28 protein-coding genes are annotated in these 25,613 nt (G+C 68.5%); 15 read left to right on the top strand and 13 right to left on the bottom strand.

Translation table 11 applies throughout. From position 1 onward, the window contains the following. Nucleotides 1-7: 7 nt before the first annotated feature. On the bottom strand, nucleotides 8-346 hold the full coding sequence (locus BS329_RS02610; RefSeq protein WP_076155332.1) for a P-II family nitrogen regulator: 339 nt from the start codon (nucleotides 344-346) through the stop codon (nucleotides 8-10). After that, a complete protein-coding gene (locus tag BS329_RS02615; RefSeq protein WP_076155333.1) occupies nucleotides 343-1,737 on the bottom strand; it encodes an ammonium transporter in 1,395 nt (464 codons plus the stop codon). Before BS329_RS02615 ends, BS329_RS02610 begins: the two co-directional genes overlap by 4 nt. Nucleotides 1,738-1,912: 175 nt before the next feature. On the opposite strand from BS329_RS02615, the gene BS329_RS02620 reads away from it, so the two are divergent. From BS329_RS02620 to BS329_RS43765, 3 genes are all read left to right on the top strand, one after another. Beyond that, nucleotides 1,913-2,773 carry a putative RNA methyltransferase gene (locus BS329_RS02620; RefSeq protein ID WP_076155335.1) on the top strand — a complete coding sequence of 287 codons (861 nt, stop codon included), beginning with the start codon at nucleotides 1,913-1,915 and terminating at the stop codon, nucleotides 2,771-2,773. Further along, nucleotides 2,773-3,387 carry a (2Fe-2S)-binding protein gene (locus BS329_RS02625; RefSeq protein ID WP_076155336.1) on the top strand — a complete coding sequence of 205 codons (615 nt, stop codon included), beginning with the start codon at nucleotides 2,773-2,775 and terminating at the stop codon, nucleotides 3,385-3,387. The genes BS329_RS02620 and BS329_RS02625 overlap by 1 nt, the downstream gene beginning before the upstream one ends. Before the next feature lie 305 nt (nucleotides 3,388-3,692). Next, a complete protein-coding gene (locus tag BS329_RS43765; protein WP_167479983.1) occupies nucleotides 3,693-3,869 on the top strand; it encodes a hypothetical protein in 177 nt (58 codons plus the stop codon). A gap of 69 nt (nucleotides 3,870-3,938) precedes the next feature. Here the strand turns inward: BS329_RS43765 and alc are convergent, their stop codons facing one another. Next, a complete protein-coding gene (gene alc, locus BS329_RS02630) occupies nucleotides 3,939-4,955 on the bottom strand; it encodes an allantoicase (protein WP_076155338.1) in 1,017 nt (338 codons plus the stop codon). Nucleotide 4,956: 1 nt separating this feature from the next. Beyond that, the gene (allB, locus tag BS329_RS02635; protein ID WP_076155339.1) at nucleotides 4,957-6,285 is read right to left on the bottom strand and encodes an allantoinase AllB; all 1,329 of its coding nucleotides are present in this window, start codon (nucleotides 6,283-6,285) and stop codon (nucleotides 4,957-4,959) included. Nucleotides 6,286-6,388: 103 nt separating this feature from the next. Between allB and BS329_RS02640 the strand changes: the two genes are divergently transcribed. Genes BS329_RS02640 through pucL form a run of 4 tightly spaced genes read left to right on the top strand, consistent with a single transcriptional unit; the run spans nucleotide 6,389 to nucleotide 8,614 of the window. Beyond that, nucleotides 6,389-6,865 (top strand): helix-turn-helix domain-containing protein, encoded by a 477-nt coding sequence (locus BS329_RS02640; RefSeq protein ID WP_076155341.1) that lies wholly within the window; start codon nucleotides 6,389-6,391, stop codon nucleotides 6,863-6,865. Between the two features lie 58 nt (nucleotides 6,866-6,923). Further along, on the top strand, nucleotides 6,924-7,415 hold the full coding sequence (gene uraD, locus BS329_RS02645; protein ID WP_076155342.1) for a 2-oxo-4-hydroxy-4-carboxy-5-ureidoimidazoline decarboxylase: 492 nt from the start codon (nucleotides 6,924-6,926) through the stop codon (nucleotides 7,413-7,415). After that, nucleotides 7,412-7,729, top strand: a complete 318-nt coding sequence (uraH, locus tag BS329_RS02650) for a hydroxyisourate hydrolase (RefSeq protein ID WP_076155344.1) — start codon at nucleotides 7,412-7,414, stop codon at nucleotides 7,727-7,729. The genes uraD and uraH overlap by 4 nt, the downstream gene beginning before the upstream one ends. A 6-nt stretch (nucleotides 7,730-7,735) precedes the next feature. After that, nucleotides 7,736-8,614: a factor-independent urate hydroxylase gene (gene pucL / locus BS329_RS02655; RefSeq protein ID WP_076155345.1), complete on the top strand. Its 879-nt coding sequence runs from the start codon at nucleotides 7,736-7,738 to the stop codon at nucleotides 8,612-8,614. A 9-nt stretch (nucleotides 8,615-8,623) separates the two neighbouring features. On the opposite strand, the gene BS329_RS02660 is transcribed toward pucL, so the two are convergent. Further along, nucleotides 8,624-10,138 (bottom strand): alpha/beta hydrolase, encoded by a 1,515-nt coding sequence (locus BS329_RS02660; RefSeq protein ID WP_076155347.1) that lies wholly within the window; start codon nucleotides 10,136-10,138, stop codon nucleotides 8,624-8,626. 176 nt (nucleotides 10,139-10,314) lie between these two features. On the opposite strand from BS329_RS02660, the gene BS329_RS02665 reads away from it, so the two are divergent. Continuing rightward, complete coding sequence (locus BS329_RS02665; protein ID WP_435818494.1) at nucleotides 10,315-10,884, top strand: TetR/AcrR family transcriptional regulator; 570 nt, start codon at nucleotides 10,315-10,317, stop codon at nucleotides 10,882-10,884. Nucleotides 10,885-10,992: 108 nt separating this feature from the next. Beyond that, a complete protein-coding gene (locus BS329_RS02670) occupies nucleotides 10,993-11,682 on the top strand; it encodes an Ig-like domain-containing protein (RefSeq protein ID WP_076155351.1) in 690 nt (229 codons plus the stop codon). A gap of 120 nt (nucleotides 11,683-11,802) precedes the next feature. Here BS329_RS02670 and BS329_RS02675 read toward each other — a convergent pair whose 3' ends face one another. From BS329_RS02675 to BS329_RS02705, 7 genes are read right to left on the bottom strand one after another with little or no spacing between them, the layout of a single operon-like run. Next, entirely contained in the window at nucleotides 11,803-12,174 is a 372-nt protein-coding gene (locus BS329_RS02675) for an allophanate hydrolase-related protein (RefSeq protein WP_076155352.1), read from the bottom strand. Beyond that, a complete protein-coding gene (locus tag BS329_RS02680) occupies nucleotides 12,165-13,604 on the bottom strand; it encodes an NCS2 family permease (RefSeq protein ID WP_076155354.1) in 1,440 nt (479 codons plus the stop codon). Before BS329_RS02680 ends, BS329_RS02675 begins: the two co-directional genes overlap by 10 nt. A 41-nt stretch (nucleotides 13,605-13,645) precedes the next feature. Next, complete coding sequence (locus tag BS329_RS02685) at nucleotides 13,646-14,140, bottom strand: nucleoside deaminase (protein ID WP_084749338.1); 495 nt, start codon at nucleotides 14,138-14,140, stop codon at nucleotides 13,646-13,648. A gap of 34 nt (nucleotides 14,141-14,174) precedes the next feature. After that, nucleotides 14,175-16,463 carry a xanthine dehydrogenase subunit D gene (pucD, locus tag BS329_RS02690; protein WP_076155356.1) on the bottom strand — a complete coding sequence of 763 codons (2,289 nt, stop codon included), beginning with the start codon at nucleotides 16,461-16,463 and terminating at the stop codon, nucleotides 14,175-14,177. Continuing rightward, nucleotides 16,460-17,809 carry an 8-oxoguanine deaminase gene (locus tag BS329_RS02695; protein ID WP_076155357.1) on the bottom strand — a complete coding sequence of 450 codons (1,350 nt, stop codon included), beginning with the start codon at nucleotides 17,807-17,809 and terminating at the stop codon, nucleotides 16,460-16,462. The genes pucD and BS329_RS02695 overlap by 4 nt, the downstream gene beginning before the upstream one ends. Then, nucleotides 17,806-18,276, bottom strand: coding sequence for a (2Fe-2S)-binding protein (locus BS329_RS02700; protein ID WP_076155359.1), 471 nt, complete (start codon nucleotides 18,274-18,276; stop codon nucleotides 17,806-17,808). The genes BS329_RS02695 and BS329_RS02700 overlap by 4 nt, the downstream gene beginning before the upstream one ends. Then, nucleotides 18,267-19,136 (bottom strand): FAD binding domain-containing protein, encoded by an 870-nt coding sequence (locus BS329_RS02705; protein ID WP_076155361.1) that lies wholly within the window; start codon nucleotides 19,134-19,136, stop codon nucleotides 18,267-18,269. Before BS329_RS02705 ends, BS329_RS02700 begins: the two co-directional genes overlap by 10 nt. A 135-nt stretch (nucleotides 19,137-19,271) precedes the next feature. Here BS329_RS02705 and BS329_RS02710 point away from each other — a divergent pair, with 135 nt between their 5' ends. From BS329_RS02710 to BS329_RS02730, 5 genes are all read left to right on the top strand, one after another. After that, nucleotides 19,272-20,693, top strand: coding sequence for a PucR family transcriptional regulator (locus tag BS329_RS02710; RefSeq protein ID WP_076155643.1), 1,422 nt, complete (start codon nucleotides 19,272-19,274; stop codon nucleotides 20,691-20,693). 1 nt (nucleotide 20,694) lies between these two features. Beyond that, complete coding sequence (locus BS329_RS02715; protein ID WP_076155362.1) at nucleotides 20,695-21,177, top strand: MarR family winged helix-turn-helix transcriptional regulator; 483 nt, start codon at nucleotides 20,695-20,697, stop codon at nucleotides 21,175-21,177. A 35-nt stretch (nucleotides 21,178-21,212) separates the two neighbouring features. Further along, the gene (locus BS329_RS02720; protein WP_076155364.1) at nucleotides 21,213-21,815 is read left to right on the top strand and encodes a DsbA family protein; all 603 of its coding nucleotides are present in this window, start codon (nucleotides 21,213-21,215) and stop codon (nucleotides 21,813-21,815) included. A 24-nt stretch (nucleotides 21,816-21,839) separates the two neighbouring features. Then, nucleotides 21,840-22,325, top strand: a complete 486-nt coding sequence (locus tag BS329_RS02725) for a GNAT family N-acetyltransferase (RefSeq protein ID WP_076155365.1) — start codon at nucleotides 21,840-21,842, stop codon at nucleotides 22,323-22,325. 285 nt (nucleotides 22,326-22,610) lie between these two features. Continuing rightward, the gene (locus BS329_RS02730) at nucleotides 22,611-23,858 is read left to right on the top strand and encodes an HNH endonuclease signature motif containing protein (protein WP_076155367.1); all 1,248 of its coding nucleotides are present in this window, start codon (nucleotides 22,611-22,613) and stop codon (nucleotides 23,856-23,858) included. Between the two features lie 317 nt (nucleotides 23,859-24,175). Here BS329_RS02730 and BS329_RS02735 read toward each other — a convergent pair whose 3' ends face one another. Next, the gene (locus BS329_RS02735; protein ID WP_076155368.1) at nucleotides 24,176-24,805 is read right to left on the bottom strand and encodes a TetR/AcrR family transcriptional regulator; all 630 of its coding nucleotides are present in this window, start codon (nucleotides 24,803-24,805) and stop codon (nucleotides 24,176-24,178) included. A 73-nt stretch (nucleotides 24,806-24,878) separates the two neighbouring features. On the opposite strand from BS329_RS02735, the gene wzt reads away from it, so the two are divergent. Continuing rightward, nucleotides 24,879-25,613 carry a galactan export ABC transporter ATP-binding subunit Wzt/RfbE gene (gene wzt, locus BS329_RS02740; protein ID WP_076155370.1) on the top strand — a complete coding sequence of 245 codons (735 nt, stop codon included), beginning with the start codon at nucleotides 24,879-24,881 and terminating at the stop codon, nucleotides 25,611-25,613.

Genomic DNA, 25,613 nt, shown 5'->3' on the forward strand with positions numbered 1-25,613 from the left:
CTGACGCCTATAGCGCGTCCGAGCCGCGTTCGCCGGTTCGTACCCGGATCACCGTCTCGACCGGCGTCACCCAGATCTTGCCGTCGCCGATCTTGCCGGTGTGGGCGGCCGTGGTGATCGCGTCGAGGACCTTCTCGACGCCTGCGTCGTCGGTGACGACCTCCACCTTCAGCTTCGCCACGAAGTCCACGGAGTACTCCGCGCCCCGATAGACCTCGGTGTGGCCCTTCTGCCTGCCGTAGCCCTGCACCTCGCTGACCGTCATGCCGAGCACGCCCAGCTGTTCCAGCGCGGAGCGGACGTCGTCGAGCGTGAACGGCTTGACGATCGCGGTGATCAGCTTCATGCCTTGCTCTCCTCGAGTTTCGTGGCCGCGTTGCCGGTGGGCGCCTTGACCGGGATGCTCGTCGGCTGGCCGAGGCCGCCGCCCGCACCGCTGAAGTCGTAGGCGCTCTCCGCGTGCTGGGCCTCATCGATACCACTGACCTCGTCCTCCGCGCTGACGCGGAATCCTCCGAGCTTCTTGATCACCCAGCCGATGATGAAGGTGAGCACGAACGAGTACACGAGGACGGCGCCCGCCGCCGCGGCCTGCTTGCCGAGCTGGCCGGGACCACCGCCGTAGAAGAGGCCGTCGACGCCGAGTGAGTTGACGCTGGTGGTGCCGAAGAAACCGATGAGCAGCGTACCGACGAGACCACCGACGAGGTGGACACCGACGACGTCGAGGGAGTCGTCGAAACCGAAGCGGAACTTGAGGCTGATCGCCAGTGCGCACAGGGCACCGGCGATGACGCCGATGGCGATGGCGCCCAGCGGACTGACGAAGCCCGCGGCCGGGGTGATCGCGACGAGACCGGCGACCGCGCCGGAAGCGGCGCCGAGCGTGGTCGGCTTGCCGATCTTGATCTGCTCGACGACGAGCCAGCCGAGGATCGCGGCCGCGGTCGCGACGGTGGTGTTGGTGAAGGCCACCGCGGCGAGGTCGTTGGCGGCCAGCGACGAACCGGCGTTGAAGCCGTACCAGCCGAACCACAGCAGCGCGGCGCCCAGGAGCACGAACGGCACGTTGTGCGGGCGTCCGGTGCCCTTCGGCCAGCCCTTGCGCTTGCCGAGCACGATCGCCAGCGCCAGGCCCGCCGCACCGGCGTTGATGTGGACCGCGGTACCGCCGGCGAAGTCGAGCGCCTTGAGCTGGTTGGCGATCCAGCCGCCGACCGAGTCCGCGCCGATGAAGCCGTTGAACGAGAACACCCAGTGCGCCACCGGGAAGTACACGATGGTCACCCACACCGCGACGAACAGCGTCCAGCCCCAGAACTTGGCGCGGTCGGCGATGGCGCCGGAGATCAGCGCGGGCGTGATGATGGCGAACATCAGCTGGAACATCACGAAGGCGAACAGCGGCAGCGCGTCCGCGCCGGGCCAGGCGACCTCGGGCGCGGTGTCGGTCGCGGCGGTCACGAACCCGGCGAATTTGCCGGAGATGTTCGAGAGCCCGGCGAAATCGAAGTCACCGAGCAGCCCGCCGCCCACGTCGTTGCCGAAAGCCATCGTGAAGCCGTACAACGTCCAGAGGACGCCGACGACGGCGAGCGCGATGAAGTTCATCATCAACATGTTCAGAACGCTCTTCGCGCGGACCATGCCGCCGTAGAAGAACGCCAATCCCGGTGTCATGAGCATGACCAGCGCTGCGCTGATCAGTACCCATGCCGTATCTCCTGCGTTCAGCACAATCTTCCTCCCGTGCCTGGGGTGTACTGCGCAGGAATTTTTGGACCGGGGTGTTTCCTCGGGCCGCGATCCAGGTTTCACCCACGTGAACTGTCTGTGCGGCGTTGTTACGTCCAGGTTTCCCCTGACCTGGTGCGTTCTGTCCGGTCGCGAAACGTCGTGGTCGAATATCCCCATGAACACGCGTGTCCACGGCAATGACCCACTGCCACCGGAGATCGTCCGGTCGCTGCGGTGTTCTGTCTGCGGTGACCCGGTCGGGGCAGCCGATCGCACGGTGCGTTGTGGACGGGGTCACTCGTTCGACGTAGCCAAGCAGGGTTACGTCAATCTTCTGCACGCACGCATCCCGGCAGGCACGGCGGACACCGCGCCGATGGTCGCGGCTCGTGTCGACCTCCTCTCTTCGGGCGCCTATGTCCCTCTCGCGGAAGAACTCGCGAAGGTGGCTTCGGAGCACATGAAGGACGGGCTGATCGTCGACGCCGGGGCAGGCACCGGGTACTACCTCGCGCACGTGCTCGACGCCGTCCCCGACGCGTACGGACTGGCACTCGACGTCTCCGCCGTCGCCCTGCGCCGTGCCGCCCGCGCCCACACGCGCGCGGGCGCGGCCGTGTGGAACCTGTGGGAGCCCTGGCCGGTGGCGGACTCGAGCACGTCACTGATCCTCAACGTCTTCGCGCCCCGCAACGCCTCGCAGTTCCACCGCGTCCTGACCGCGGACGGACTGCTGGTCGTCGCGACGCCGAACCCCGGGCACCTCCGCGAACTGGGTGACCTGGTGATCTCCGTCGACGGCGGCAAGGACGCGCGACTGGAGGAAACCCTCGGCGAGCGTTTCGGCCGGGTGGACCGGCGCGAGGTCACCGAACGGGTGACGTTGTCCCCCGCCCGGATCCGCCAGGTCGTCGAGATGGGACCGAGCGCGCATCACCTCCACCGCGACGGTCGCCGCGAACGGCTTGACGCGATCACCGCATCGGTGGACGTCACGACGTCGTTCAGTGTCACGCTGTACCGGCCGGTGCCCTGATGGAGGCACCCGCGACCCTGCTCGCCGACGCCGCCTGGGTCAGCGCCCGCATCGGCGGCGCCGCGAAGCTCTACGGCTGCTCCCGGCCCGAGGTGCTCGGCACGATCTGGTGGTACTCGCTGTCCTCGGTCCTCGTCGCGCCTTCAGTCGAGTCGCTCGCGCGGGGCGAACCGCTGGATCCGTCGCTCGACGCCGTTACCATCGACCTCGTCCCGGACGGCCGGTTCAGGGGCGCCAGTTCGTCCCGGATCCTCCCCGGTGGCTTGCCCGAACTCGGCGAGGCGTTCGCCGGCGCGCTCGGCACCGCGATCGGCACGATCGCGCGGGTCACCGGCGCGAATCCGCGCGCGCTCGGCGCCATCGCCACGGATTCGATCGGCAACCGGCTGCTGTGGACCGGCGACATCGACCGGGCGACCGCCTTGGCCGCGCCGCTCGTGGCCGCGATCGGGCTCGGCATGCCGGAGCCACGGTTCTCGCGGGTCGGGCGGAACACCGTGGTGCGGCGGGCTTCCTGTTGCCTCATCTACGAGGCCGGGAATCCGAAGTGCACCAGTTGCCCGCGACAGACCCCGGAAGAACGGGACCGGCGGCTTCGCGCCGCACTCGGCTAGGGCACCGTGGTCACGGCGACGAGGTGATCGGCCACGGAGTGAGAACGATGGTCACGCCAAGGGAACGGCGGGGAGCGCCGGGCGCGATGAGTGAACGCACCTGGGGTTTCCGCACCCGCGCCCTGTAAAAGCGCTACTCGCTCACCGTGAACGGCAGCCACCGCACGGTGGTCACCGGATTTACGCTGGCCGGGTGGCAGCCGGTGTTGTCCAGCACTGCCCGGAAGGCTTGACGCGGAACCGGTGGTAGCCGTCACCGGTTGCCCGCCGCCCGGGAAATTCCCGGCGCGTGAGAAAGTGGCGGCATGGCCAAACCGACACCGCTGCAAGTCAGGAACATCGTCATGGCGCTGCTCATGGCGGGTGCCCTGGTGTGGAACCTGTCCATCAGCGGCGCTTGGTGGCTCACCGCGATCTTCTCGGTCGGGATCGTCCTCTCGCTCTTCTCCGCGTACCTGAACCGGCCGGGCGCCCGCCCCTGATCCCCCGCGTTTCGTCCTCTGGTTGCGGTAGTTGCACGCGCAAGGACCGCAACCAGAGGACGAATTGCGTCAGGGGCGGGAGACCTCGAAGCGTGAAGTGACGTCGGCGCGGCCTCGATCGGTCAGGGCGCCGAAGAGGCGTAGGCGAGCCATGCCACCGTCGGGGTAGATGTCGAGACGCACTTCGGTCACTTCGGGCCCCGAAGCGAGGGCGAACCGGTGCCGCGTGTCCGGTTGCAGGCGGGTCTTCGGCAGCAACTCGGCCCACTCGCCGTCGCCGTCCCGGCCGCTCAGCGCGGCCCAACCCGGCGCGTTGCCCTTGAGGTTGCTGTTGTCCAGTTCGGCGAACCGGACGACGCCCGCTCCCGCCAGCCGGACGGTCACCCAGTCGTTCCCGCCGTCCCGGCGCCGCGCCGTCTCCCAGCCTTCGGCCTGATGCGCGGCGAGCCCCGGTGAGAACAGGTTGCTTGGCGAGGAATAGAACATGTCGCTGCATCCGGTGACCATCGCGCCGTTCTCCAGCGCCGCGAGGTCGAGCGCGCCGAGGTCCAGCAGGCCCGGATCCGGGATCGGTGTGCCGTGCACCCGCAGCCGCGCGACGCCGCCGTCCGGGTGCATGGTCAGCCGGATGTGCGTGTAACGCTTGCTCCCGCCGATCTCGAAGAAGTTTTCCGTGTGCCCCGCCGCCGCGCCGCGTTTCACCAGCACGTCCCAGTCCATTTCGGACAGTTCGGCGGCGCTGGGGTAACCCTCGACGGCGCACGCCTCGACCGAGACGAAAGGCGGGTAGTTCCCCTTGAAGAACGCGGTGTCCACGACGACGCCCGTGAGCACGCCAGCCAGGCCGAGCCGGACGACGGCCTGGTCGTCGCCGGGCTCGCGGCGCCGCCGGGTCTCCCAGCCGTCGTAGACCTGCCCCTTGGGCCCGAAGGTCTCCGCACGGTGCGCGGGGGCCCACGGGTTGACCAGGTTCTCCTTCTCGGCGAACAACTCGTCCGTCGCCCACATCACGGTCCCGCCGAACTCGCGCGAGGCCAGGTCGGGCAGTGCTGTCCACTCAGGACGGTCGTTCACGGTCTCCTCCATCTCAGCAGTCTCCTCGGCTCAGCAGGACGCCTGCCGGGTCTTCACCGGTGATCTCCTCGCCCTGCAACCACGTGCTCCGGACGACGCCGGCGAGCGGACGTCCGTGGTAGGCGCTGACCGGGTTGCGGTGTTTCAACTTCGCGACGTCGACGACGAAAGCTTCGTCGGGCGCGAACACACTGAAGTCGGCGTCGTAGCCCGGTGCGAGGTGGCCTTTGCGGCGCATTCCCGCCTGCGCGGCCGGATGTCCGGCCATCCAGCGGACGACGTCGGTGAGCCCGAAGCCGCGCTGCCGTGCCTGCGTCCAGACGGCGGGCAGGCCCAGTTGCAGTCCGGCGATCCCGCCCCACGCGAGCCCGAAATCGCCACTGTCGAAGCGTTTCAGCTCCGGAGTGCACGGCGAATGGTCGGTGACGACGCAGTCGATGACGCCGTCCGCGAGGCCCTGCCACAGCAGTTCCCGGTTCCCGGCCTCGCGGATCGGCGGGCAGCACTTGAACTGCGTGGCGCCGTCGCCGATCTCCTCCGCGGTGAAACTCAGGTAGTGCGGGCAGGTCTCGGCGGTCAGCCGGACACCGTCGCGCCGCGCGCTCCCGACCATCGGCAGCGCGTCCGAAGAGGACAGATGCAGGATGTGCGCGCGGACACCGGTCTTCCTCGCGAGCTCGATGACCTGGGCGATCGCCACGTTCTCCGCGCCACGCGGGCGAGAACGCAGGAAGTCGTCGTACTTCTCGCCGTGCGGGTCCGGCGCGTGATCGATCGCGTCGGAGTCCTCCGCGTGCACGATGATCATGCCGTCGAAGGTCCGCAGCTCGGTCATCGCTTCTTCGAGCCCGCGCGCGTCCAGCGGAGGGAATTCGTCGACGCCGGAATGCAGCAGGAACGACTTGAAGCCGAACACCCCGGCCTCGTGCAGCCCGCGCAACTCCGCCAGATTGCCGGGGATCGCGCCACCCCAGAAACCGACGTCGACGTGCACGCGACCTTCGGCGGTCTTGCGCTTCACCTCCAGCGCCGCGACGTCGACCGTCGGCGGCAGGCTGTTCAGCGGCATGTCCACGATCGTCGTGACCCCGCCCGCCGCGGCCGCGCGGGTCGCCGAAGCGAACCCCTCCCATTCGGTGCGGCCGGGATCGTTGACGTGCACATGGGTGTCCACGAGGCCCGGCAACAGGACGACGTCCGTGCCGAGTTCGAGCACCCGATCGCCGTCCAGCGCGGCTCCGGCGGGTTCCACCGCGACGATGCGGCCGCCTTCGACACCGACCGTCGCGGGTACCTCTCCGGCGGCGGTGATTGCCCTGGCAGCCTTGATCACCAAGTCCATAAAAGCCTCCAATTTCCACTGAGTGGAATCGAGGTTTCGCACTCCGACATTAACTCCGGCCACCCTGCTCGTCAACGAACTCCAGCGGCGCTACCTTCGCTGGGTGCAGTTAGAAGCCGAGTTCACCAGCGAACCGTTCCACGGCGAGGGCCCGCCGCCCGAGCACGCCGTCAAAGCCCGCGACACGGCGGAGAACGCGGGCTTGTCGACCGACTTCGGCCCGCTGGGCACCCTCGTCCGCGGCGACGCCGACGCCCTGCTCGACGCGCTCCCCGCCATCGCCAGGGCGGCACTCGACGGCGGCGCGACCCGCGTGACCCTCCAACTCCGGCAGGTCGGCGACAACGCGGGCGACCCCGCTGTCGAACTGCACAGCGCACTCGCCCGTCTCATCGGCGACGTCGAACGCGAACTCGGCGGCAAGCTCGACTCCCTCGATCGCGCCGCCAAGCAGCGCGCGGTGCGGCTGCTGAAGGAACGCGGCGCGTTCGGCCTCCGCAAATCGGTCTCGACCGTCGCCGAGGCGCTGGGGGTCACGAGGTTCACGGTCTACAACTACCTCAACCGCGACCAAGACTGAAGGGTCAATTCAACAAAATGTTGACGGAGGCGGAACCGTCGCCGTACCGTCAGTTCCCGTGCCGCTCACCCTCCGAGAGTTCGACCAGGCACCCGCTCAGGACGTCCGGCCGGTGCTGACAGCCTGTCTCGACGTCCCACGCTGGGTGGAAACCCTGCTGGCCAAACGCCCCTTCGGCGATCTGGCCACCTTGCTCGCCGCGGCCGAGGCGTTGATCCCGCTGCGTCCCGACGAGGTCGAGCAGGCGATGGCCGCCCATCCCCGGATCGGGGAGAAAGCGGGCGGCGAGAGCACCGAAGCCGGCTGGTCGCGCTCGGAACAGTCCGGTGTGGACAGTGACGCGGCGCGCGAGTTCGCGACGGCCAACGCCGAGTACGAAGCGACGTTCGGGCACGTCTTCCTGGTCTGCGCGAGCGGCCGGAGCGGTGCCGAACTACTGGAGAACCTCCGGTCGCGGCTGTCGAACGACGCCGAGACGGAACTCGAAGTGGCCGGTCAAGAGCTGGCCAAGATCGCCGCGCTGCGGCTGGAGAAAGCGGTGACGTCATGAGTCTCGTGACCACGCACATCCTCGACACCGCCGCGGGACGCCCCGCCGCCGATGTCGCGGTCCGGCTCGAAACCGGTGCGGGCGCACCCATCGCCGAAGGGCGGACCGACCCCGACGGCCGGATCCGCGACCTCGGCCCGGACACCCTGGAACCCGGGGTCTACCGGCTGGTCTTCGACACCGGCGCCCACCTCGGCCCGGACTCCTTCTTCCCCGAAGTCACCCTGACCTTCCGCATCGCCGACGCGACCGAGCACCACCACGTGCCGTTGCTGCTGAGCCCGTTCGCGTACTCCACCTACCGAGGGAGCTGATCGCCCGTGGCCATCACCCTGGGCCCCAACCAGTACGGCAAGGCCGAAGTCCGGCTGGTCACCGTGCGGCGCGAAGGCGCCGTCCATCACCTCAAGGACCTCACCGTTTCGACGTCGCTGCGCGGCGACCTCGCGGCCACGCACCTCACCGGCGACAACGCCGACGTCGTCGCGACCGATACCCAGAAGAACACCGTGTACGCCTTCGCCAAGGAGTCCCCGGTCGGCGAGATCGAGGACTTCGCCCTGCGGCTCGGGCGGCACTTCGTTGATGCGTTCGAGCACATCTCCGGCGCCCGGGTGCTGATCGACGAACACGGCTGGAACCGCATCTCCGGCCACGAGCACGCGTTCTCCCTGGCAGGTAGCGAAAAACGCACGACGGCGGTGACCATTCAGGACGGACAGGCCTGGGTGGTGTCCGGTCTGGACGATCTCGTCGTGCTCAAGTCCACCGGTTCCGAGTTTCACGGTTTCCCGCGCGACGAGTACACGACGCTGGCCGAGACGAACGACCGGATCCTCGCGACCGCGGTGACCGCCCGCTGGCGCTACCAGGGCGACGGGATCGACTGGGCCGCGAGCCACGCCGAGGTCCGGCGAATCCTGCTGGAGACCTTCGCGGACAAGCACAGCCTCTCCCTGCAGCAAACGCTGTACGCGATGGGAGAGGCTGTGCTCGAGGAACGCGAAGAGGTCGCCGAAGTCCGGCTCTCACTGCCGAACAAGCACCACTTCCTGGTGGACCTGTCGCCGTTCGGGCTGAAGAACGACAACGAGGTCTTCCACGCCGCCGATCGTCCGTACGGCCTGATCGAGGGTGTGGTCCTCCGCGACGACGCCGAGGACCCCGGCCTGGCTTGGCACACCCTCGCCAGCTTCTGAGAACACGGCCTAGGGAACGGGCAGCGGCATCCCGGGAACGCTCTGGTCGGCGGGGACGACCCCGTCGACCAGGTAGGCGTTCACGATCTTGTCCAAAGCCGGGTTCCCGTCGGCGTAAAGGCCGTGGTCACCCTCACCGGTCACGGTCAGCATGCGCGAGTTCGCGAACCCCGCGTGTGCCCGCCTCGCGCCTTCGATCGCGGTCGCCGGATCGTGTTCGGAATGGACGATCAGCACCGGCGGGACACCCTTGCCGTCCAGCTTCGGCAACGGCCGGGGTTCCCTGTCCCAGAACAGGCAGACCGAGGCGTTGAGCGTGCCACCGCCCGCCAGGAGCAGACCGCGGTCGAGGTTCCGCCGCGAATCGCGGATCAGCGATTCGCGGGTGCCGGTGAAGCGTCCTTCTCCGCAGACGGTGTTCCAGAACGTGGCGTCCTGCGCGTCGGAGAAGTCACCCGCCGCCTCGACGGCGGCCTGGGCCCCGGCCTGAGCCCGCGGGTTCTCCATCGCGTCCCGAACCTTGACCAGCAGGTCGGCCAGCGCGGGGAAAACCGCCTTCTTGTAGAGCATGTAGATGATGGCGGTGTCGAGTTCCATCGGCCCGTTGCCGTTGATCGGCTCGCGCGACAACGCGTACCGGACCCGCTCGTAGGTCTGCCGGACCTCTTCGCCGCTGGTGCCGAAGTGGTACTTGGCGTCGTACCGCGCCATCCACGGCAGGAAGTCCTGCCGCCAGCGGCGTTCGAAGCCGACCGGCTGCCGGTCGAACGTCTTCTGCCAGTCCGTGGTGAACTCCGTCGAGGAGTCCAGCACGAACCGCCCCGTCCGCTGGGGGAACTGCTGCGCGTAGTGCGCGCCCAGCCAGGTGCCGCCGGAGTAGCCGACCCAGTTGATCTTTGCCCGGCCGAGCAGCCCCCGGAGCAGGTCGAAGTCCCTGATCGTCTGATAGGTGGTGATCAGCGGCCCGAGTTCGCCATTGGCGTTCTGGCAGGACTTGGCCACGTGTTCCGCGTTGGCCAGGATCTGGTTCAGGTTGCGCGGATCGCGATCACGCGGGTCCAGCCCGCGGATGAGGTCGGCGGTCCCGCGGCAGGTGACGTTGGTGCTCTTGCCGGTCCCGCGCACGTCGATGCCGATGATGTCCTGGTGTTCGCGCAGCTTGTCCTGCCCGCGGAACATCGTCGGCTGCCAGCGTCCGGCCCCGCCCGGACCACCCGGGTTGGTGAGCAGTGACGCCGTCGACGGGCCGGTGGCCTTCAGCCTGCTCACCGCGATGGTCAGGTCCTGCCGCTCCCACGGACGATCCCAGTCCCGGGGCGTGCGGTAGGTCGCGCATTCGAGGCCGCTGATGTCGGTGCCCGGCGGCAACGAGACCAGATCCTCCTTCGCGCAGGGACGCCAGTCCAATTTCTGACCGGCGTAGTGAGCCGGAACGCCCGGGCCGCTCGCCGAAGCCGGCACGGCTCCGGCGAGCAGACCGCCCACGACCACCGGGATCACCCCGGCGATCAGTAACCGCTTCATCTGTTGCCCCCTTCTTTCCTTGGATTTCCCACGGCTCCCGACGCTAGGGCGGGGCAACCCGCGCGAACATCGACCGCAGGTAGCGCCAGGGGGTCGACCAAGGTTCAAGGGCGGCTGAACGCGTGCGCCGGGCGGCCACGCCACGTTGCCTTGATAGAACGCTCTACCATGGAGGCGTGACAGGGACAAGGGACCGCATCGTGACCGCCGGCGCCGAGCTGCTCCGGCGGAACGGATACACCGGCACCGGGGTGAAGCAGATCGTCCAGGCCGCGAACGCGCCCTTCGGCTCGCTGTACCACTTCTTCCCCGGCGGCAAGGAGCAGCTCGGCGAGGAGGTCATCCGCACCTCCGGGATGCTGTACCTCGCACTGTTCGAGATCTTCTTCGCCGACGAGCCGGATCTGATCCACGGGATCGAGGCGTGCTTCGCCAGCGCGGCGGAGACCTTGCGTGAGACCGACTATGCCGACGCCTGCCCCATCGCGACGGTCGCGCTCGAGGTCGCGAGCACGAACGAGAAGCTGCGGATCGCGACGGCGGACGTCTTCACCGCGTGGATCGAGGCCGGCACCGAGAAATTCGGCAAATACGGCCTTTCGGCGGAGTCCGCGCGGCTGCTCACCATCGCGCTGGTGAACAGTCTGGAAGGAGCGTTCGTGTTGAGCCGTTCGCTGCGTAACACCGAATCGCTCCAGGTCGCCGGGATCTCGTCGGTCGCCTTGGCCCGCACCCTGCTCCCCTGATCGTGAAGCACCGACGGCCGGATGCTGAACACCGAGGTTTTCCCGCAACACACAACGACTTCCGGCCGACCTAGCGGTGACATGAGCCGAATTTCGTTTGGGGAGCACATGATCATCAGGAAGCTCGTAGCAGGTACCATCGCCGCCGCCGCGCTGCTGACCGCGGGTGCGGTGCCCGCGTCCGCCGTCGAGGCCCAGCCGTCCACCCTCACCACGACCACCGGCAGCACCAAGATCGACGCCGGGAAGACCGTCACGATCTCCGGGAAGCTCACCAAGGCCGACGCCACCCCGATCGCGGGCGCCGCGGTGAGTATCTCGTTCTGCTTCAACGGCTTCTGCGGCGAGGCACAGGCCACGCCGGTCACCGACGCCGCCGGCGTCTACAGCGCGAAGCTGACCCCCATCCGCACCGGCAACTACCACGCCGACTTCTTCTCCACCGACCCGGCGATCGGGAACTCGGGCGCCGACACCCCGAAGATCGTCGTGCTCCACCCGGCGAAGATCACGTCGTTCGCGGCGGGCCGCGGCGCGGACAAGGCCGTGACCGCGTCCGGCACGATCGACTTCCCCGGCCGGTACACCGCGAACCCGATCCCGGTCGAACTCCAGTACTTCTCGTTCAGCACCTACCGCTGGACCTCGGTGTCGACGGTCGACGCCACCTGGAACGGCACCACCTGGGCCTTCGCGACGTCGGCCGACCACAGGAAGCCCGGCGCCTGGCGGGCCTTCTACGCGGGTGCGCCCGAGATGTTCCACCCGGCGGGCAGCGACCTCGTCTTCGTGCTCTGACCCCTGTTCCGTGAAGGCCTCCTTGCGGGGTCATGAGTCCCTCAAGGAGGCCTTCACGGACAATTGACGCGCGTGACACGTGCTTGGAAGCGGAACTCGTGTGTCTCGGGCGACGCGGCGTCAGCGGGACGCGAGATACGCCCGCCAGTCGCCGAGCGAGGTGATGTCGGTCAGCTCGGGCGAGTCCACACAGGACGAACGCAGGACGGTCGCGAGGCAGGCCGCGCCGTCCTCCAGTTCGATGACGCCCAGCTCCAGTTCCGGCGGCTCCGCGGGGACGAGATGATCCCGCAGCACCGACAGAGGCAGATCGTAGACCTCGCCGACGACGGATCCGGAACCGCCGTCGTACATCGCCGGGAACCTGTCACCCACGGAGAAGTAGTGATACTTCGGCGCCGAACGGGCCACGCAGCACAGCGGCGCGCCCTGCAACTGCTCGTGCAGCGGGCCGCCACGCATGCCGCCGCCGTTGAGGAACATCAGAACCACGACATGATCCCTTCGATTCCGAAGTACAGCCCGAACACCGCGGCCAGGACCCCGAGGATCCAGCCGATCTCGCGGATCTTGCCCTTGCAGATCTTGATCAGCACGTAGGCGACCAGACCGGCACCGATGCCGTTGGTGATCGAGTAGGTGAACGGGATCAGCGCGATGGTGAGGAACACCGGGATGGCGAAATCCAGGTCCCGCCAGGGAATCCGCGCGCATTGCGCCATCATCATGCCGCCGATGACCACCAGCGCGGGCGCCGCGGCCTGCGCCGGGACGACTGCCGCGAGCGGGGTCAGGAACAGCGTCGCGGTGAACAGTCCGCCGGTGACGATGCTCGCCAGCCCGGTCCGCGCACCCTCACCGACACCCGCGGCCGACTCCAGGAACACGGTGTTCGGGGCCGATCCGGTGACCCCGCCCGCGAGTGCGCCGGCGCCGTCGACCAGCAGGATCCGGCCCATCCCCTCGACCTTGCCGTCCTTGACCAGCCCCGCTTCTTCGGAGACCGAGGTGATCGTGCCCATCGCGTCGAAGAACCCGGAAAGCACCAGTGTGAACAAGAAGACCGCCGCAGTCACCGCGCCCGCCGACGCGAACCCGCCGAACAGGTCGATGTCCCCCAGCAGGCTGAAATCGGGATGCGCCACGACCTGCTCGGGCACCCGGGGTTCGACCAGCCCCCAGCCTTCGACGTGGAACACGCTGTTGACCAGCACCGCGAGCCCGGTCGCGACCGCGATGCTGATCAGCACCGCGCCGGGAACGCCGCGGCTCACGAGCACGATCATCAGCAGCAGGCCGAGGCAGAAGATCGCGATCGGCCAGCCTTCGAGATGGCCGGCGATGCCCATCCGCACCGGCACGGTCGACTGCGCGGAGTCGGGGGTCCGCGTGACGAAACCGGCGCTGACCAGGCCGACCAGCGCGATGTAGAGCCCGATGCCGACGGTGATCGCGACCTTGAGCGGCATCGGGATCGCGTTGATGATCCGTTCCCGGACCCCGGAAACCGCCATGAACACGATGCAGACACCTTCGAGGACGACGAGCCCGAAAGCCTGCGCCCACGTCATGGTCGGCGCCATCTGGAAGGCGACGACGCCGTTGACGCCGAGCCCCGCCGCGAGCGCCAGCGGCGCGTTCCCCACGAGTCCCATCAGGATCGTGGTGACGCCCGCCGCCAGCGCGGTCGCGGTGGTGATGGCCTCGGTGCTCAGCCGCGCGCCGGTGATGTCGGCCGACGCGCCGAGGATGAGCGGGTTGAGCAGCACGATGTAACACATCGCGACGAAGGTGGTGATCCCGCCGCGCACCTCGCGGCCGACCGTGCTGCCGCGATGGGAGATCTTGAACCACCGGTCGACCCCGGAGACCCGTTCCGGCTCCGGTTGATACTGGGGACGTTCTTCGCGCAACTGGGTCACGCCTGCCTCCACAACGTTGTGGCGCGAGGGATGAAGCCTTGCTAGTAGGCCTTCTTGTCGGGTTTCGACAGCCAGGCCTGGAAAGGCGCGAAAGAGTCCGGAAGGGACAGTTGGCCGACGGGTAGTGACCAGGTCTCGCGCGGGCGGGAAAAGAGGTCGTAGAACTCGCGGTCGTCGAAGCCCGCCTTGGCCGCGTCGTGGCGGTCCGCGGCGTAGACGACCTTGCCGACACGCGCCCAGAGCGCGGCGGAAAGGCAGAGCGGGCAAGGTTCGCAGGACGTCACGAGGACGCAACCGTCGAGTCTGTAGTCACCGATCGCCTGGCAGGCGGCGCGGATCGCGACCACCTCGGCGTGCGCCGTCGGGTCCAGTGCCGGGGTCACCTGGTTGGTCCCGGTGGCGAGCACCGCACCGTCGCGGACGATCATCGCGCCGAACGGTCCACCACCGCCTTCGACGTTCGTGGTGGCCAGCCCGACGGCCTCGGCGAGCCATTTCCGCTCGTCGGACTCCGAAATGGACAGACGGGTACTCACGGATGTGCTCCTAGCTCGGAAAAGTACGGGTTGGTCAGGTGCCGGTGAGGTGCTCGGGGCGCACCGGGACGCGGGGCAGTGCCAGTCCGGTGGCCGCGCGGATGGCCGCGACGATCGCCGGGGTGGACGAGATCGTCGGCGGCTCGCCGACCCCGCGCAGACCATACGGCGCGTTCGGGTCGGGCCGTTCGAGGACGTCGATGTCCATCGGCGGCATGTCCAGCACGGTCGGGATCAGGTAGTCGGTGAACGACGGGTTGCGGATCTTCCCGCCGTCGATCTGGATCTCCTCCATCACCGCGAGCCCGAGGCCCTGCGCGGACCCGCCCTGGATCTGACCGAGCACCGCCTGCGGGTTCAGCGCCTTGCCGACGTCCTGCGCGCAGTCGAGCGCGACGACCTTGATCAACCCCAGTTCGGTGTCGACGTCCACGACGGCGCGGTGGGCCGCGAAGCCGTACTGGACGTGCGCGTTCCCTTGTCCTGTCTCGGGATCGATCGGCACTGTCGGACGGTGACGCCATTCCACGGTCTCGTCGAAGACCTCGTCACCGAGGACGTCGGCGAGGTCCGCGAGCACACTGCCGTCGGCCGAGACGACCTTGTTCCCGACGACGTCCATCTTGCCGTCCGCGGCGAGTTTGCTCCTTAGATGCTTGTGCAGCCCTGATCGAACCGCGACACACGCGGCCTGGACCGCGCCACCGGTGACGTAACTCTGCCGGGACGCCGACGTCGAACCGCCGTTGCCGATGGTGGTGTCCATCGGCAGGATCGTCACCTGCTCGATGCCGAGTTCGGTCCGGACGATCTGCTGCATGATCGTCACCAGCCCCTGGCCGACCTCACAGGCCGCGGTGTGCACGGTCGCCGCGGGCTCACCGCCGACCAGTTGCAGCCGCACGCGAGCCGTCGAATAGTCGTCGAAGCCCTCGGAGAAGCAGATATTCTTGATGCCGACCGCGTACCCGACTCCCCGGACGACGCCCTCGCCGTGAGTGGTGTTGGAGACACCGCCGGGCATCCGGCGCAGGTCGAGTTCCTCGTGCTCGACCGGCAACGGCTTGGCGCGCAGGCGTTCCAGCAGTTCGGCGACCGGGGCGGCGGAGTCGACCACCTGGCCGGTCGGCATGAGACTGCCTTCCTCCATCGCGTTCAGGATCCGGAAGTCGACCGGGTCGATTCCGCAGGCCTCCGCGAGTTTGTCCATCTGGGACTCGTACGCGAAGCCCGCCTGCACCGCGCCGAAGCCGCGCATCGCGCCACACGGCGGGTTGTTGGTGTAGACGCCCCAGCAGTCGACCGAAGCACTGTCCACCTTGTACGGACCGACGCCGAGCGTGGCGGCGTTCGCGACCACGGCGCCGGTGGACGAAGCGTACGCGCCGCCGTCCAGGTACAGCTTCGCCTTCACATAGACGAGTCGGCCGTCCTTGCCGGCGCCGTGCTCGTAGTACATCTTCGCCGGATGACGGTGCACGTGGCCGTAGAAAGATTCCTCGCGGTTGTAGACCATCTTGACCGGCTTGCCGGTGTGCAGCGCCAGCAAACACGCGTGGACCTGGATCGAGAGGTCCTCGCGGCCGCCGAACGCGCCACCGACCCCGCCGAGCGTCAGCCGCACCTTGTCCTTCGGCAGGCCCAGCGCGGCGACGATCTGCTGCTGGTCGACGTGAAGCCATTGCGTGGCGACGTAAAGGTCGACACCACCTTCGGTGTCGGGGATCGCCATCCCGGACTCGGGGCCGAGAAAGGCCTGGTCCTGCATGCCGACCTCGTAGACACCGGACACCACGACGTCGGCCTGCGCCGACTGGTCGCCATGGCGGATCTTGGCGTGCCGCACCACATTCCCGCCGGGGTGCAGCTCGGCGCCCTCGCCGGCCGCGGCCTTCTCGGAGTCCGTCACCGGTTCCAGGACGTCGTAGGCGACCTTGATCCGCTTCATCGCGCGCCGCGCGGTCTCGGGGTGGTCCGCGGCGACGAGCGCGACGGGCTCGCCCTGGTAGCGCACGACGTCGACGGCGAGCACCGGCTGGTCGGAGTGCTCCAGGCCGTACTTGTTCACGCCGGGTACGTCTTCATGGGTCAACACCGCGTAGACCCCCTGTACGGCAAGGGCGTCGGTGATGTCGATGCCGGTGATCCGCGCGTACGGATGCGGGCTGCGAAGCGTCGCGCCCCACACCATGTCCTCGTGCCACAAATCCGAGGAGTAGGCGAATTCGCCGCGTACCTTGACCGTGCCGTCCGGGCGGCGCGGGCTCGTGCCCACGCCGTTGTCGGTGGCGGCCGCGTTCGCGGTCGTCTGCGTGGACGTCATAGCGTCTCCCTCAGCCGGGCACTGGCCACGGCCAGCTCGCGGGCGATCTCGTCTTCGGATTGCTCGCGCGGCGAGCCGCCGGTCACCACGGTCGCGCCGCCGACGAACAGCCGCGCGATCGGCGGGGTCGCGCCGAGCACCAGCGCGGCGACCGGATCGGTGATCCCCGCGTAGTTCAGGCCGTTCAGCTCCCAGACCGCGAGATCGGCGAGCTTGCCGACCTCGATCGAGCCAAGGTCGTTCTCCCGGCCGAGACAGCGCGCGCCGCCCATCGTGCCCATCCACAGCGCCTCACGCGTGGTCAGCGCCCGGGGCCCACCGCGCTGGCGGGCTTGCAACAGCGACTGGTGCAGTTCCTCGCCGAGGCCACCGGATTCGTTGGACGCGGCACCGTCGACGCCGAGCCCGACCGGCACCCCGGCGTCGAGCAGCTGCCGGACCGGGGCGATCCCGGCGCCGAGCCGCCCGTTGGACGTCGGGCAGTGCGCCGCGCCGGTCCCCGTGGCACCCATGCGGCGGATCGCTTCCGGGGCGAGATGGATCGAGTGCGCGAACCAGACGTCGTCACCGAGCCAGCCGAGTTTGTCGGCGTACTCGGCGGGCGTGCAGCCTGCTTCCGCGAGGCACTGCCTTTCCTCGTCAATCGTCTCGGCGAGGTGTGTGTGGAGCCGGACTCCCTTGCGCCGCGCCAACTCCGCCGCGCCGGTCATCAGCCGCTCGCTCACCGAAAACGGCGAGCACGGCCCGGCCGCGATCTGGAGGTGCGCGCCCGCGGAGTCGTCGTGGAACCGGTCGATCGCGGCCTCGGTGCCGAGCAGCGCGGCCTCGGTCTCCTCGACGAGGTTGTCCGGCGGCAGCCCACCTTGGGACTCACCGCGGTCCATCGAGCCGCGGACGACATGCAGCCGCACGCCGACGCGGATGCGGGCGGCGGCGAGGGCTTCGATCTGGTCGCCGCCGTCACGCGGGAAGACGTAGTGGTGGTCGGCGACGGTGGTGCAGCCGGTGGTCGCCAGGCGGGTGAGCCCGGCGGTGGCCGCCGCGTGCGTGATGTCGGCGTCGAGCCTGCCCCAGATCGGGTACAGCGCGACGAGCCATTCGAACAGCGTGTGGTCGGCGGCGAGACCGCGCGTGGCCCACTGGTAGAGGTGGTGGTGGGTGTTGATCAGGCCGGGGGTGACCAGGTGTCCGGACCCGTCGACGCGTTCGTCGTACTCGCCGTCGGGCGCCTTCCCGGCACCGACCGCCGCGATGCGGTCGTTCTCGATGACGACGTGACCCGAGGCGTGCTCGGTGCCCGCGCCGTCGACGGTGGCGATCGCGGCGTTCTCGATGACGGTCTTCACGTGGTCTCTCCCCTGGTCGCGGCCAACCGGACGGCGTCGAGAATCTTCTCGTACCCGGTACACCTGCACAGGTTCCCCGCCAGCGCTTCGCGAATCTCCTCGTCGGCGGGGTTTTCGACCCGGTTGAGCAGATCGTGCGCGGCCACCACGAGGCCGGGGGTGCAGAAACCACATTGGACGGCGCCCGCGTCCACAAAGGACTGCTGGACCCTGTCGAGCTTGTCGCCGTCGGCGAGCCCTTCGACCGTGCGGACCTCGCGGCCCTCGACCTGACCGGCCGCGACCAGGCACGAACACACCGGGACCTCGTCCAGGTACACCGTGCAGGAACCGCATTCGCCCTGTTCACAGGCGTTCTTGGAGCCCGGGAGACCGAGGCGCTCGCGGAGCACGTAGAGCAGGCTCTCGCCTTCCCAGACGTCGTCGGCCTGGCGGGATTCGCCGTTGATCGTCACGTTCACGCGCATTCGCGTTCACCCTTCTGGAAATCGTTCCACGCCCAGGTCAGCGTCCGCCGCGCCAGGACGGACAACGCGTGCTTGCGGTAGTCGGCACTGCCCCGGACGTCATCGATCGGCGACGCCGCCTCCGACACCAGCTCACCGAACCGGCGTTTGACCGAGTCCGTGATCGAAGCCTTGGTGGACCAGGGGAGTTCGGCGGAGAGAAACTCTTCGGCGGCGGTCGCCCGGCGCGGGGTCGGCGCGGCCGAACCGACGGCGGCGCGGACTTCACGGGTGCCGAGGTCCAGGGCCACCGCGAACGAGCAGACCGCGATGACCATCGCGTTGCGCGTCCCGACCTTGGCGAACTGCTGCGGGCCGGCTTCGGCGGGCAGGTACACGGCGGTGATCAGCTCGTCGGGTTCGAGGGCGTGGCGTTTGACGCCGAGATAGAACTCCTCGGCCGGGATCCGCCGCGTTCCGCGCACCGACGCGGCCTCGACCTCGGCGCCGAGCACGAGCAGCACGGGATGCGTGTCACCGGCGGGCGACGCGGCGCCCAGGTTCCCGCCGACGGTGCCGCGGTTGCGGATCTGCGGCGAGCCGACGGTGCGCGACGCCATCGCCAGCGCGGGCAGAACTTCACCCAGCTCAGCGATCACCCGGACGTAGGGCACGGACGCGCCGAGCCGGATCTCGCCGTCGGTCTCGGTCCACTCGGCGAGTTCGGTGACACGGTTGAGATCGAGCAGCGCGCCGGGACGGCGGTGGTCGAAGTTCAGCTCCACCATGACGTCCGTGCCGCCGGCGATGGGCACCGCGTCGGGCCGCTCGGCCTTGACGGCGAGCGCCTCGGTCAGCGAGCTGGGGCGCAGGAAATCCACTCTCGGGCTCCTCGGTTCGGCGGCGGTCTGTGACGGCTGACTCAGTAGACGCCCTGCGCCCGTATGGCGGCAACGGTGCCGAAGCATGAAATCTCCCCTGCGCACACCTGTCGTTTTGTGCTTTCCTACAACCTGATGACGACCGTGAGAACTCTGCTCGCGCTGCCCGGGTTGCGCTTGCGCGTGCGTGCCGGGACGGCTCTGCTCGACCGTCCGGTCTCCCGGATCTATGTCACCGAGCTGCCCGATCCCGGGCGGTACGTGTCGGCGGGCGAACTCGTCCTGAGCGGGTTGCTGTGGTGGCGCGGGCCGGGTGATTCCGAGGCCTTCGTCGCAGCACTGGCGAAGGCCGGGGCCGCGGCGCTGGCGGCATCCGGAGCGGATTCCGACGGAATCCCCGAAGACCTCGTCGAAGCCTGCACACGGCACCGGATTCCGTTGCTGGAAGTGCCGACGGATCTGTCGTTCTCGGTCGTCACCGAACGCGTCGTGCTGGCGTTGGCCGCGGCCGGGGAAGGTGCTCGCAAACGTTTGCTTTCCGCCGCGACCGAAGACGCGTCGGTGGAAACGCTGCTGGACCGGGCCCGCGCGGAGATCGGCCTCCCCTGCTGGGTGGTGCCCGCCGGCACGCCGTCGGATCTGGTGGGGCGATTCGTCGCCGCGGGCGGACGCGTGCTGGAGTCCGGCGACGTCACCGTGCGGCCGGTCGGCGGCAGGCACGCGGTGCCGTGGCTGCTCGCGATCGGCGGCGCGCTGACCGCGGCCCAGGCGGAGATCGCCGAGGAACTCGCCGGGCTGATCGGGCTCGCGCGCACCAGGGCGGACGAGGTCCGCGCGGTCACCGATCGGGTGCTCGAACCGTTGCTGACCGCGCTCGACGAGGGAAGCGACCCGCACGCGGCGCTGACCGCGACCGGCCTGCGCGGCGATCTGCGCGTCGTCGTCGCCCGCACCGAGGGTGCCGAAGCGGCGCGCGGCGTCCTGACCGAACTGCTGCCGCCAGGTGCCCTCGTCGGACCCGCCGGGGAGAAGACCTGGGCACTGGCCGAGGACGACGGCGAGTGGCCGGACGACTGGCCCGCCGCGACGTCGGCCGCACTGTCCACAGTGGAGTCACTGCTGCCGTGCCGCCGCGTGCTGATCGGGATCAGCGACTGTTCCCCGGTTTCGATGCTGCGGGGCGCGAAAGAGGTCGCGCGGTACGCGCTGGCCGTGGCGGCGCGGCGACCGGGCACGATCGAGATCGTTCCCGGCGGCGAGATCGGCATGCACCGGCTGCTGCTGGCGGGTACGCCCGACGAGCTGCGGGCGGCGTTGCGGCGGCGGGTGCTGGGTCCGCTGCTGAGCTACGACGCCGAACAGGGCACCGATCTGGTGCACACCCTGCGGGTCTTCCTCGAATGCTCCGGCTCGCCGACACGGGCGGCGCGGGCGCTGCACGTCCACGTCAACACGTTGCGGTACCGGATCGGGCGGGCGAGCGAACTGCTCGGCGCCGATCTGACCGAGTTCACCGAACAGCTCGACGTCTATTTGGCCTTGTCGGCAGGGAGCTGAAATGGGCATCACCACGGCGAAAGAAGCCGCCTACGACCCGCGCGTGGTCGCGTTCGGCCGGATGATGGGCGCGGCGAACCGGCTCGAATATCTGCTCGGCCGCGCGCTGGAGACCGAATGCGGGATCTCGCACCTGATGTTCGAGGTGCTGCTGATCCTCGGCAGAGCGGGCGAAGCCGGGATGAGCATGCGCGCGATCGCGCAGGAGCAGGTGCTGACCACCGGCGGCGCGACCCGGCTGGTCGACCGGATGACGACGCTCGGCCTGGTCGTGCGCGCTTCCGCTCCGGAAGACCGCCGCGTGCAACTCGTGCGGCTGACCGGCGAGGGCGAGGAGACGGCCGTGCGGGCGGCGCGGATACACGTCGAGAACATCCAGCGGCTCTTCCTCGATCCGCTGCCCACGGATCATCGCGAACAGTTCACGCTGGACCTGCGGACGCTGAGTCATTCCGCACGTGACGCACTCCCCAGGCTCCGCTAGGAATATCTGACTCGTCAGGCATCGTTGGTCCCGGCATGAGGCTCATCTATGTCTTCGACGCGTACTGCGGCTGGTCCTACGGCTTCGCCAGGACCATGGCCGACGTCGCGCACCGGCATCCGGACCTGCCGGTCGAGGTGGTGTCCGGCGGCCTGTTCATCGGCGGGCGCCGGGTGCCGATCCGGCAATTCGGCCACGTCCAAGGAGCCAACGCCGAGATCACCCGCCGAACCGGGGCACCGTTCGGCGAAAGCTACGAACGCCTCATCGCGGACGGCGAGTTCGTCATGGACTCCGAGGCCGCCGCGTGCGGAATGGCGGCGTTGCGCGAAGTCGCGCCGCAGCGGGCGGTCCGGCTCGCGGCCTTGCTGCAAGAGGCTTTCTATCTCGACGGGCTGAGCCTGTCCGAACCGTCGACGTACCGAGTGGTCGCCCGGCGGGCGGGCCTGGACGGGGACGCCGTCGAAGCCGCACTGGACCGGGTGTCGGCCGCGGCCGATTTCCAGCGGGCACGGGAATTGGGCGTCACCGGGTATCCGACCCTGCTCGCCGACGACGGTGAACGGGTCGTGACGCTGGCCGCCGGGAACGCGAGCGCGGACGAGGTGGAGCGGCGGATCGGGGCCTTGGTTTCCTGATCGTTTCGGTGCTTGACTCCCGACATGGCGAACGATGTGACTTTGCGGCCCGCTGTCGCCCAAGACGCTTCGGCGGTGGCGGAGATCTGGTACCACGGCTGGCAAGACGGCCATCTCGGCAACGTTCCCGACGCGCTTCTGCGGATCCGTACCCGGGAATCGTTCCGGGAGCGCGCCTCCGCTCGAGTCGGCGACACGTCGGTCGCCCTGGTGGCCGGCGAGGTGGCGGGATTCGTGATGGTCGTCGGCGACGAGGTCGAGCAGGTGTACGTGTCTTCGACGCATCGCGGAAGCGGTGTGGCGGGAGTGTTGCTCGCGGAAGCCGAACGGCTCGTCGGTGACGGCGGACATTCGCGGGCTTGGCTGGCCGTCGCGCCGGGGAACGCTCGGGCGCGGCGGTTTTACGAGCGGTGCGGATGGGTTGACGAGGGTGAGTTCGAGAATCGGGTGGAGGGGCCGGATGGGCTGGTTTTGGTGCCTTGTCGGCGTTATGTGAGGACGCTTGTCTGAGTGCGCGTTGTCTCTGTGGTGATGATCGGCGCGGTTGAGCAGGTGTACGCGTGTTCGGCGCATCGCGGGGAGTGGTGTGGCTCGCGGAGGCTGAACGACTTGTCGGCGACAGGGAACGCGCGGGGATGGCGGTTCTATGAGCAGTACGGGTAAGTCACCGAGGCGGTGATTACGCGACGACAGTCGATGAGGTCGAGCAAATCACCCTTCAGTGGTAAATGCGCCGTATTGTCGCTACTTAAAATTACGAACACGTGTTCGACAGGAATGCGGTATTATGGGGATGTGTCTGAGACGATCCTTCCCGAGTTGCCGCAGGAGCTGTGGCGCGCTGGCAAGCTGGAGCTTGCCCACGGCGTGCAGCAGTTCCTGCAGGTGATGCGGGTCGCGTCCGCCGGATTGGGACAGTACTTGGCGGAGATCGAATCCCGTGGCGTGAAAGACCTGTACGGATATGGCACGACGATTTCATGGTTCGCCGATATCGCGGGGCTGTCGATGGGTGAAGCGCGACCATATGTGAATCGCGCCATTGACCTGAACCCGACGCGCGCTCTCGACGGCACGGAGATTCCGCCATTCGCGCCCGCGACCGGTGCTGCGGCGGCGGAGGGTGCGATCGGTGCGGAGCGGATCAAGCAGATCCTGGAGATCTTGCGGCAGATCCCGGCCGAGGTGTCGGTGGAGGATCGGGAGCATGCGGAGGCGAAGCTCGCCGGCTTGGCCCGGGACGCAGGGCCTCGGCAGGTGTCGGATCTCGGAGAGCAGGTGCTGGGATGGCTGGACCCGGACGGCAAAGAACCCAAGGATCCCGAACCCGCCCAACCCCGCCGCGAACTGACCCTGCAACGCCGCAAAGACGGGTACTGGAACCTGAAAGGCCTGCTCGACGACGAAGCCGGGGCCCGGACCGCCGCCGCACTGGAGGCCTACGCGAAACCGCGTCCGGTGGATGAGTTCGGCCAGGCGGATCTGCGCACGAAAGCCGAGCGTCAGGGTGACGCCTGGGTCGACCTGGTCGACCTTGCGATTGCCTGTCCTGATCAACCGGGAACCAACGGGTACCGGACTCTGGTGCATGTCACCATCGGCCTGGAGGAACTCAAGACCGGGCTCGGGACCGCCTGCCTCGACTTCGTCGGGACGATGACCGCCCGCGAAGCACGCCTGGCCGCCTGCGACTGCCTGATGCTCCCGGTCGTGCTCAATGCCGCTGGTGAGCCGTTGGATGTGGGGCGCCTCAGGCGCTTCGTCACTCCGGGCCAACGCCGAGCGTTGAACATCCGGGACCGGGGGTGCACGTTCCCGGGCTGCCATCGGCGACCCAAGAACTGTCACGCCCACCACATTCATCACTGGGCAGATGGCGGCCCGACTGATCTGCGGAATCTCACACTGCTTTGTTCTTTTCACCACCGGCTGATCCATCATGGGGATTGGCAAGTCCGCATGGCGGCAGACGGACTACCGGAATTCATTCCACCCCAGTATCTGGACCCGTTACAAAGAACCCGACGCAACACCCTGATCTGACCCGAGGAGCCCGCCAGCCGAACGGCGACGGGCCCCTCGGCATGCCCAAAGGTGGGCTGTGTGGAAATAGAGACTCTCGTCCGCGCAGCCCCTACCCAGGGAACTCAGTGACCGGATGCCCACCGACGGGCAGCACTATTGAGGGTATATCAAATGTGGTGTGACTGAGCTCCTCCGTGGTGCCCGTTCCCGCACAGCCTGGGCCCGTGCTCATGTCGCGAAAGCCGCACCCCACCTTTGCCTAACTCCTCAATAAGTCCCGCGGACCGGAGCGACCTCGCGACGGTAAAGGAACCGGGACAACTCCTTTATCCTCACTAGGTCGCTCCACACTTCCCCGGCAAAGCCAAATAGGCAAGCGCCATCTCAGTCGTTTCGGCAGCCCACTCACTCCAGCTCAGGTCGTCCGGCCAGTAGCGGACGGTCGCGGCCCGGTGCACGCAAGATCCGATGACGGTCCGCGCCACCGCCCGAAGGGCCAGCTCCCGGTCCGGTCCATGAGCCGAAGAACAGGCCTCGACGAAAGCCCGCTGGATCGCAGCCAGCGCTTGGAGGCCACGATCGCGTCCCTCGGCGCGCTGGCCGTCCAGCAGCTCGGGGAAGATCCGGTCGTGGCGGGCGAAGGTGTCCGCCAGGGCTTGGACGAACGCGCCGACGACCCCGCTCAGTCCCGGCTCCGCCGAGCGAAGCGCTTCGCTGACGCCGGTTTCGAGCTGTCCGAGCAGCTGATCCTTCACCGCGTACAGCAGCTGGTTCTTGCCCGCGAACCGGCGATAAATCGCACCCACCGACATTCCCGCCTGCTCGGCGACCGCCCCGACAGTGAACTCTTCGAGGCCTTGGCCTGCCAGTACGTGCTCAGCGGCGGCCAGCACCTTTTGCAGGGACTCCCGGCTGCGAGCTTGCTGCGGCGGGCGAAAGCCCCGATCGACGGATTGCTGACTCACCGACCGCACGTTACCTCACCAGAATGCGAATGATAACTTCTATTCGCATCTGACGACACGAGGAGGCGGCGACATGGTGAGCATCGAGGTGCGGGGCGCCTACGTCGATTTCCCGATCTTCGACGCCAAGACCCGGTCGCTCAAGAAACAGGTGCTCGGCAAGGTCGGCGGCAAGATCGGCACCGACGCGAAAGTCCCGATCATCGAGGCGCTGCGGGACATCACCTTGTCGCTGGACGAAGGTGATCGCGTCGGCCTGGTCGGCCACAACGGCGCCGGGAAGTCCACTCTCCTGCGGTTGCTGTCCGGCATCTACGAGCCGACCCGGGGCAGCACGCGGGTCGTCGGCAGGATCGCGCCGGTGTTCGACCTCGGCGTGGGGCTGGACCCCGAGGTCTCCGGCCACGAGAACATCCTGATCCGCGGCCTTTTCCTCGGCATGTCACGCAGGCAGATGGAGAAACGAGTCAACGACATCGCGGAGTTCACCGAACTCGGCGACTACCTGAGCATGCCCTTGCGCACCTACTCCGCCGGCATGCGGGTGCGGCTCGCGCTCGGCGTGGTGACCACGATCGACCCCGAGATCCTCATCCTCGACGAGGGGCTCGGCGCGATCGACGCCGCGTTCCTCGCCAAGGCACGCGAACGGCTGGTCGAACTCGCCCGTCGCGCCGGCGTGCTGGTGTTCGCCTCGCACGCCGACGAACTCCTGCGGGAGCTGTGCACCACCGCCCTGTGGATGGACGAAGGCCGGATCCGCGCGCACGGCGCGCTGGACGAGGTTCTCGCGGCGTATCACGCTTGA

Origin of the sequence: Amycolatopsis coloradensis (genome assembly GCF_001953865.1) — a bacterium.
Lineage (GTDB): Bacteria > Actinomycetota > Actinomycetes > Mycobacteriales > Pseudonocardiaceae > Amycolatopsis > Amycolatopsis coloradensis.

Bases quoted from the DNA above. Each gene is read 5' to 3' on its own strand.
- BS329_RS02610 (WP_076155332.1), bottom strand. From the start codon at position 346: ATGAAGCTGATCACCGCGATCGTCAAGCCGTTCACGCTCGACGACGTC.
- BS329_RS02620 (WP_076155335.1), top strand. From the start codon at position 1,913: ATGAACACGCGTGTCCACGGCAATGACCCACTGCCACCGGAGATCGTC.
- BS329_RS02625 (WP_076155336.1), top strand. From the start codon at position 2,773: ATGGAGGCACCCGCGACCCTGCTCGCCGACGCCGCCTGGGTCAGCGCC.
- BS329_RS43765 (WP_167479983.1), top strand. From the start codon at position 3,693: ATGGCCAAACCGACACCGCTGCAAGTCAGGAACATCGTCATGGCGCTG.
- alc (WP_076155338.1), bottom strand. From the start codon at position 4,955: ATGGAGGAGACCGTGAACGACCGTCCTGAGTGGACAGCACTGCCCGAC.
- allB (WP_076155339.1), bottom strand. From the start codon at position 6,285: ATGGACTTGGTGATCAAGGCTGCCAGGGCAATCACCGCCGCCGGAGAG.
- uraH (WP_076155344.1), top strand. From the start codon at position 7,412: ATGAGTCTCGTGACCACGCACATCCTCGACACCGCCGCGGGACGCCCC.
- BS329_RS02660 (WP_076155347.1), bottom strand. From the start codon at position 10,138: ATGAAGCGGTTACTGATCGCCGGGGTGATCCCGGTGGTCGTGGGCGGT.
- BS329_RS02670 (WP_076155351.1), top strand. From the start codon at position 10,993: ATGATCATCAGGAAGCTCGTAGCAGGTACCATCGCCGCCGCCGCGCTG.
- pucD (WP_076155356.1), bottom strand. From the start codon at position 16,463: ATGACGTCCACGCAGACGACCGCGAACGCGGCCGCCACCGACAACGGC.
- BS329_RS02700 (WP_076155359.1), bottom strand. From the start codon at position 18,276: ATGCGCGTGAACGTGACGATCAACGGCGAATCCCGCCAGGCCGACGAC.
- BS329_RS02710 (WP_076155643.1), top strand. From the start codon at position 19,272: ATGACGACCGTGAGAACTCTGCTCGCGCTGCCCGGGTTGCGCTTGCGC.
- BS329_RS02715 (WP_076155362.1), top strand. From the start codon at position 20,695: ATGGGCATCACCACGGCGAAAGAAGCCGCCTACGACCCGCGCGTGGTC.
- BS329_RS02720 (WP_076155364.1), top strand. From the start codon at position 21,213: ATGAGGCTCATCTATGTCTTCGACGCGTACTGCGGCTGGTCCTACGGC.
- BS329_RS02725 (WP_076155365.1), top strand. From the start codon at position 21,840: ATGGCGAACGATGTGACTTTGCGGCCCGCTGTCGCCCAAGACGCTTCG.
- wzt (WP_076155370.1), top strand. From the start codon at position 24,879: ATGGTGAGCATCGAGGTGCGGGGCGCCTACGTCGATTTCCCGATCTTC.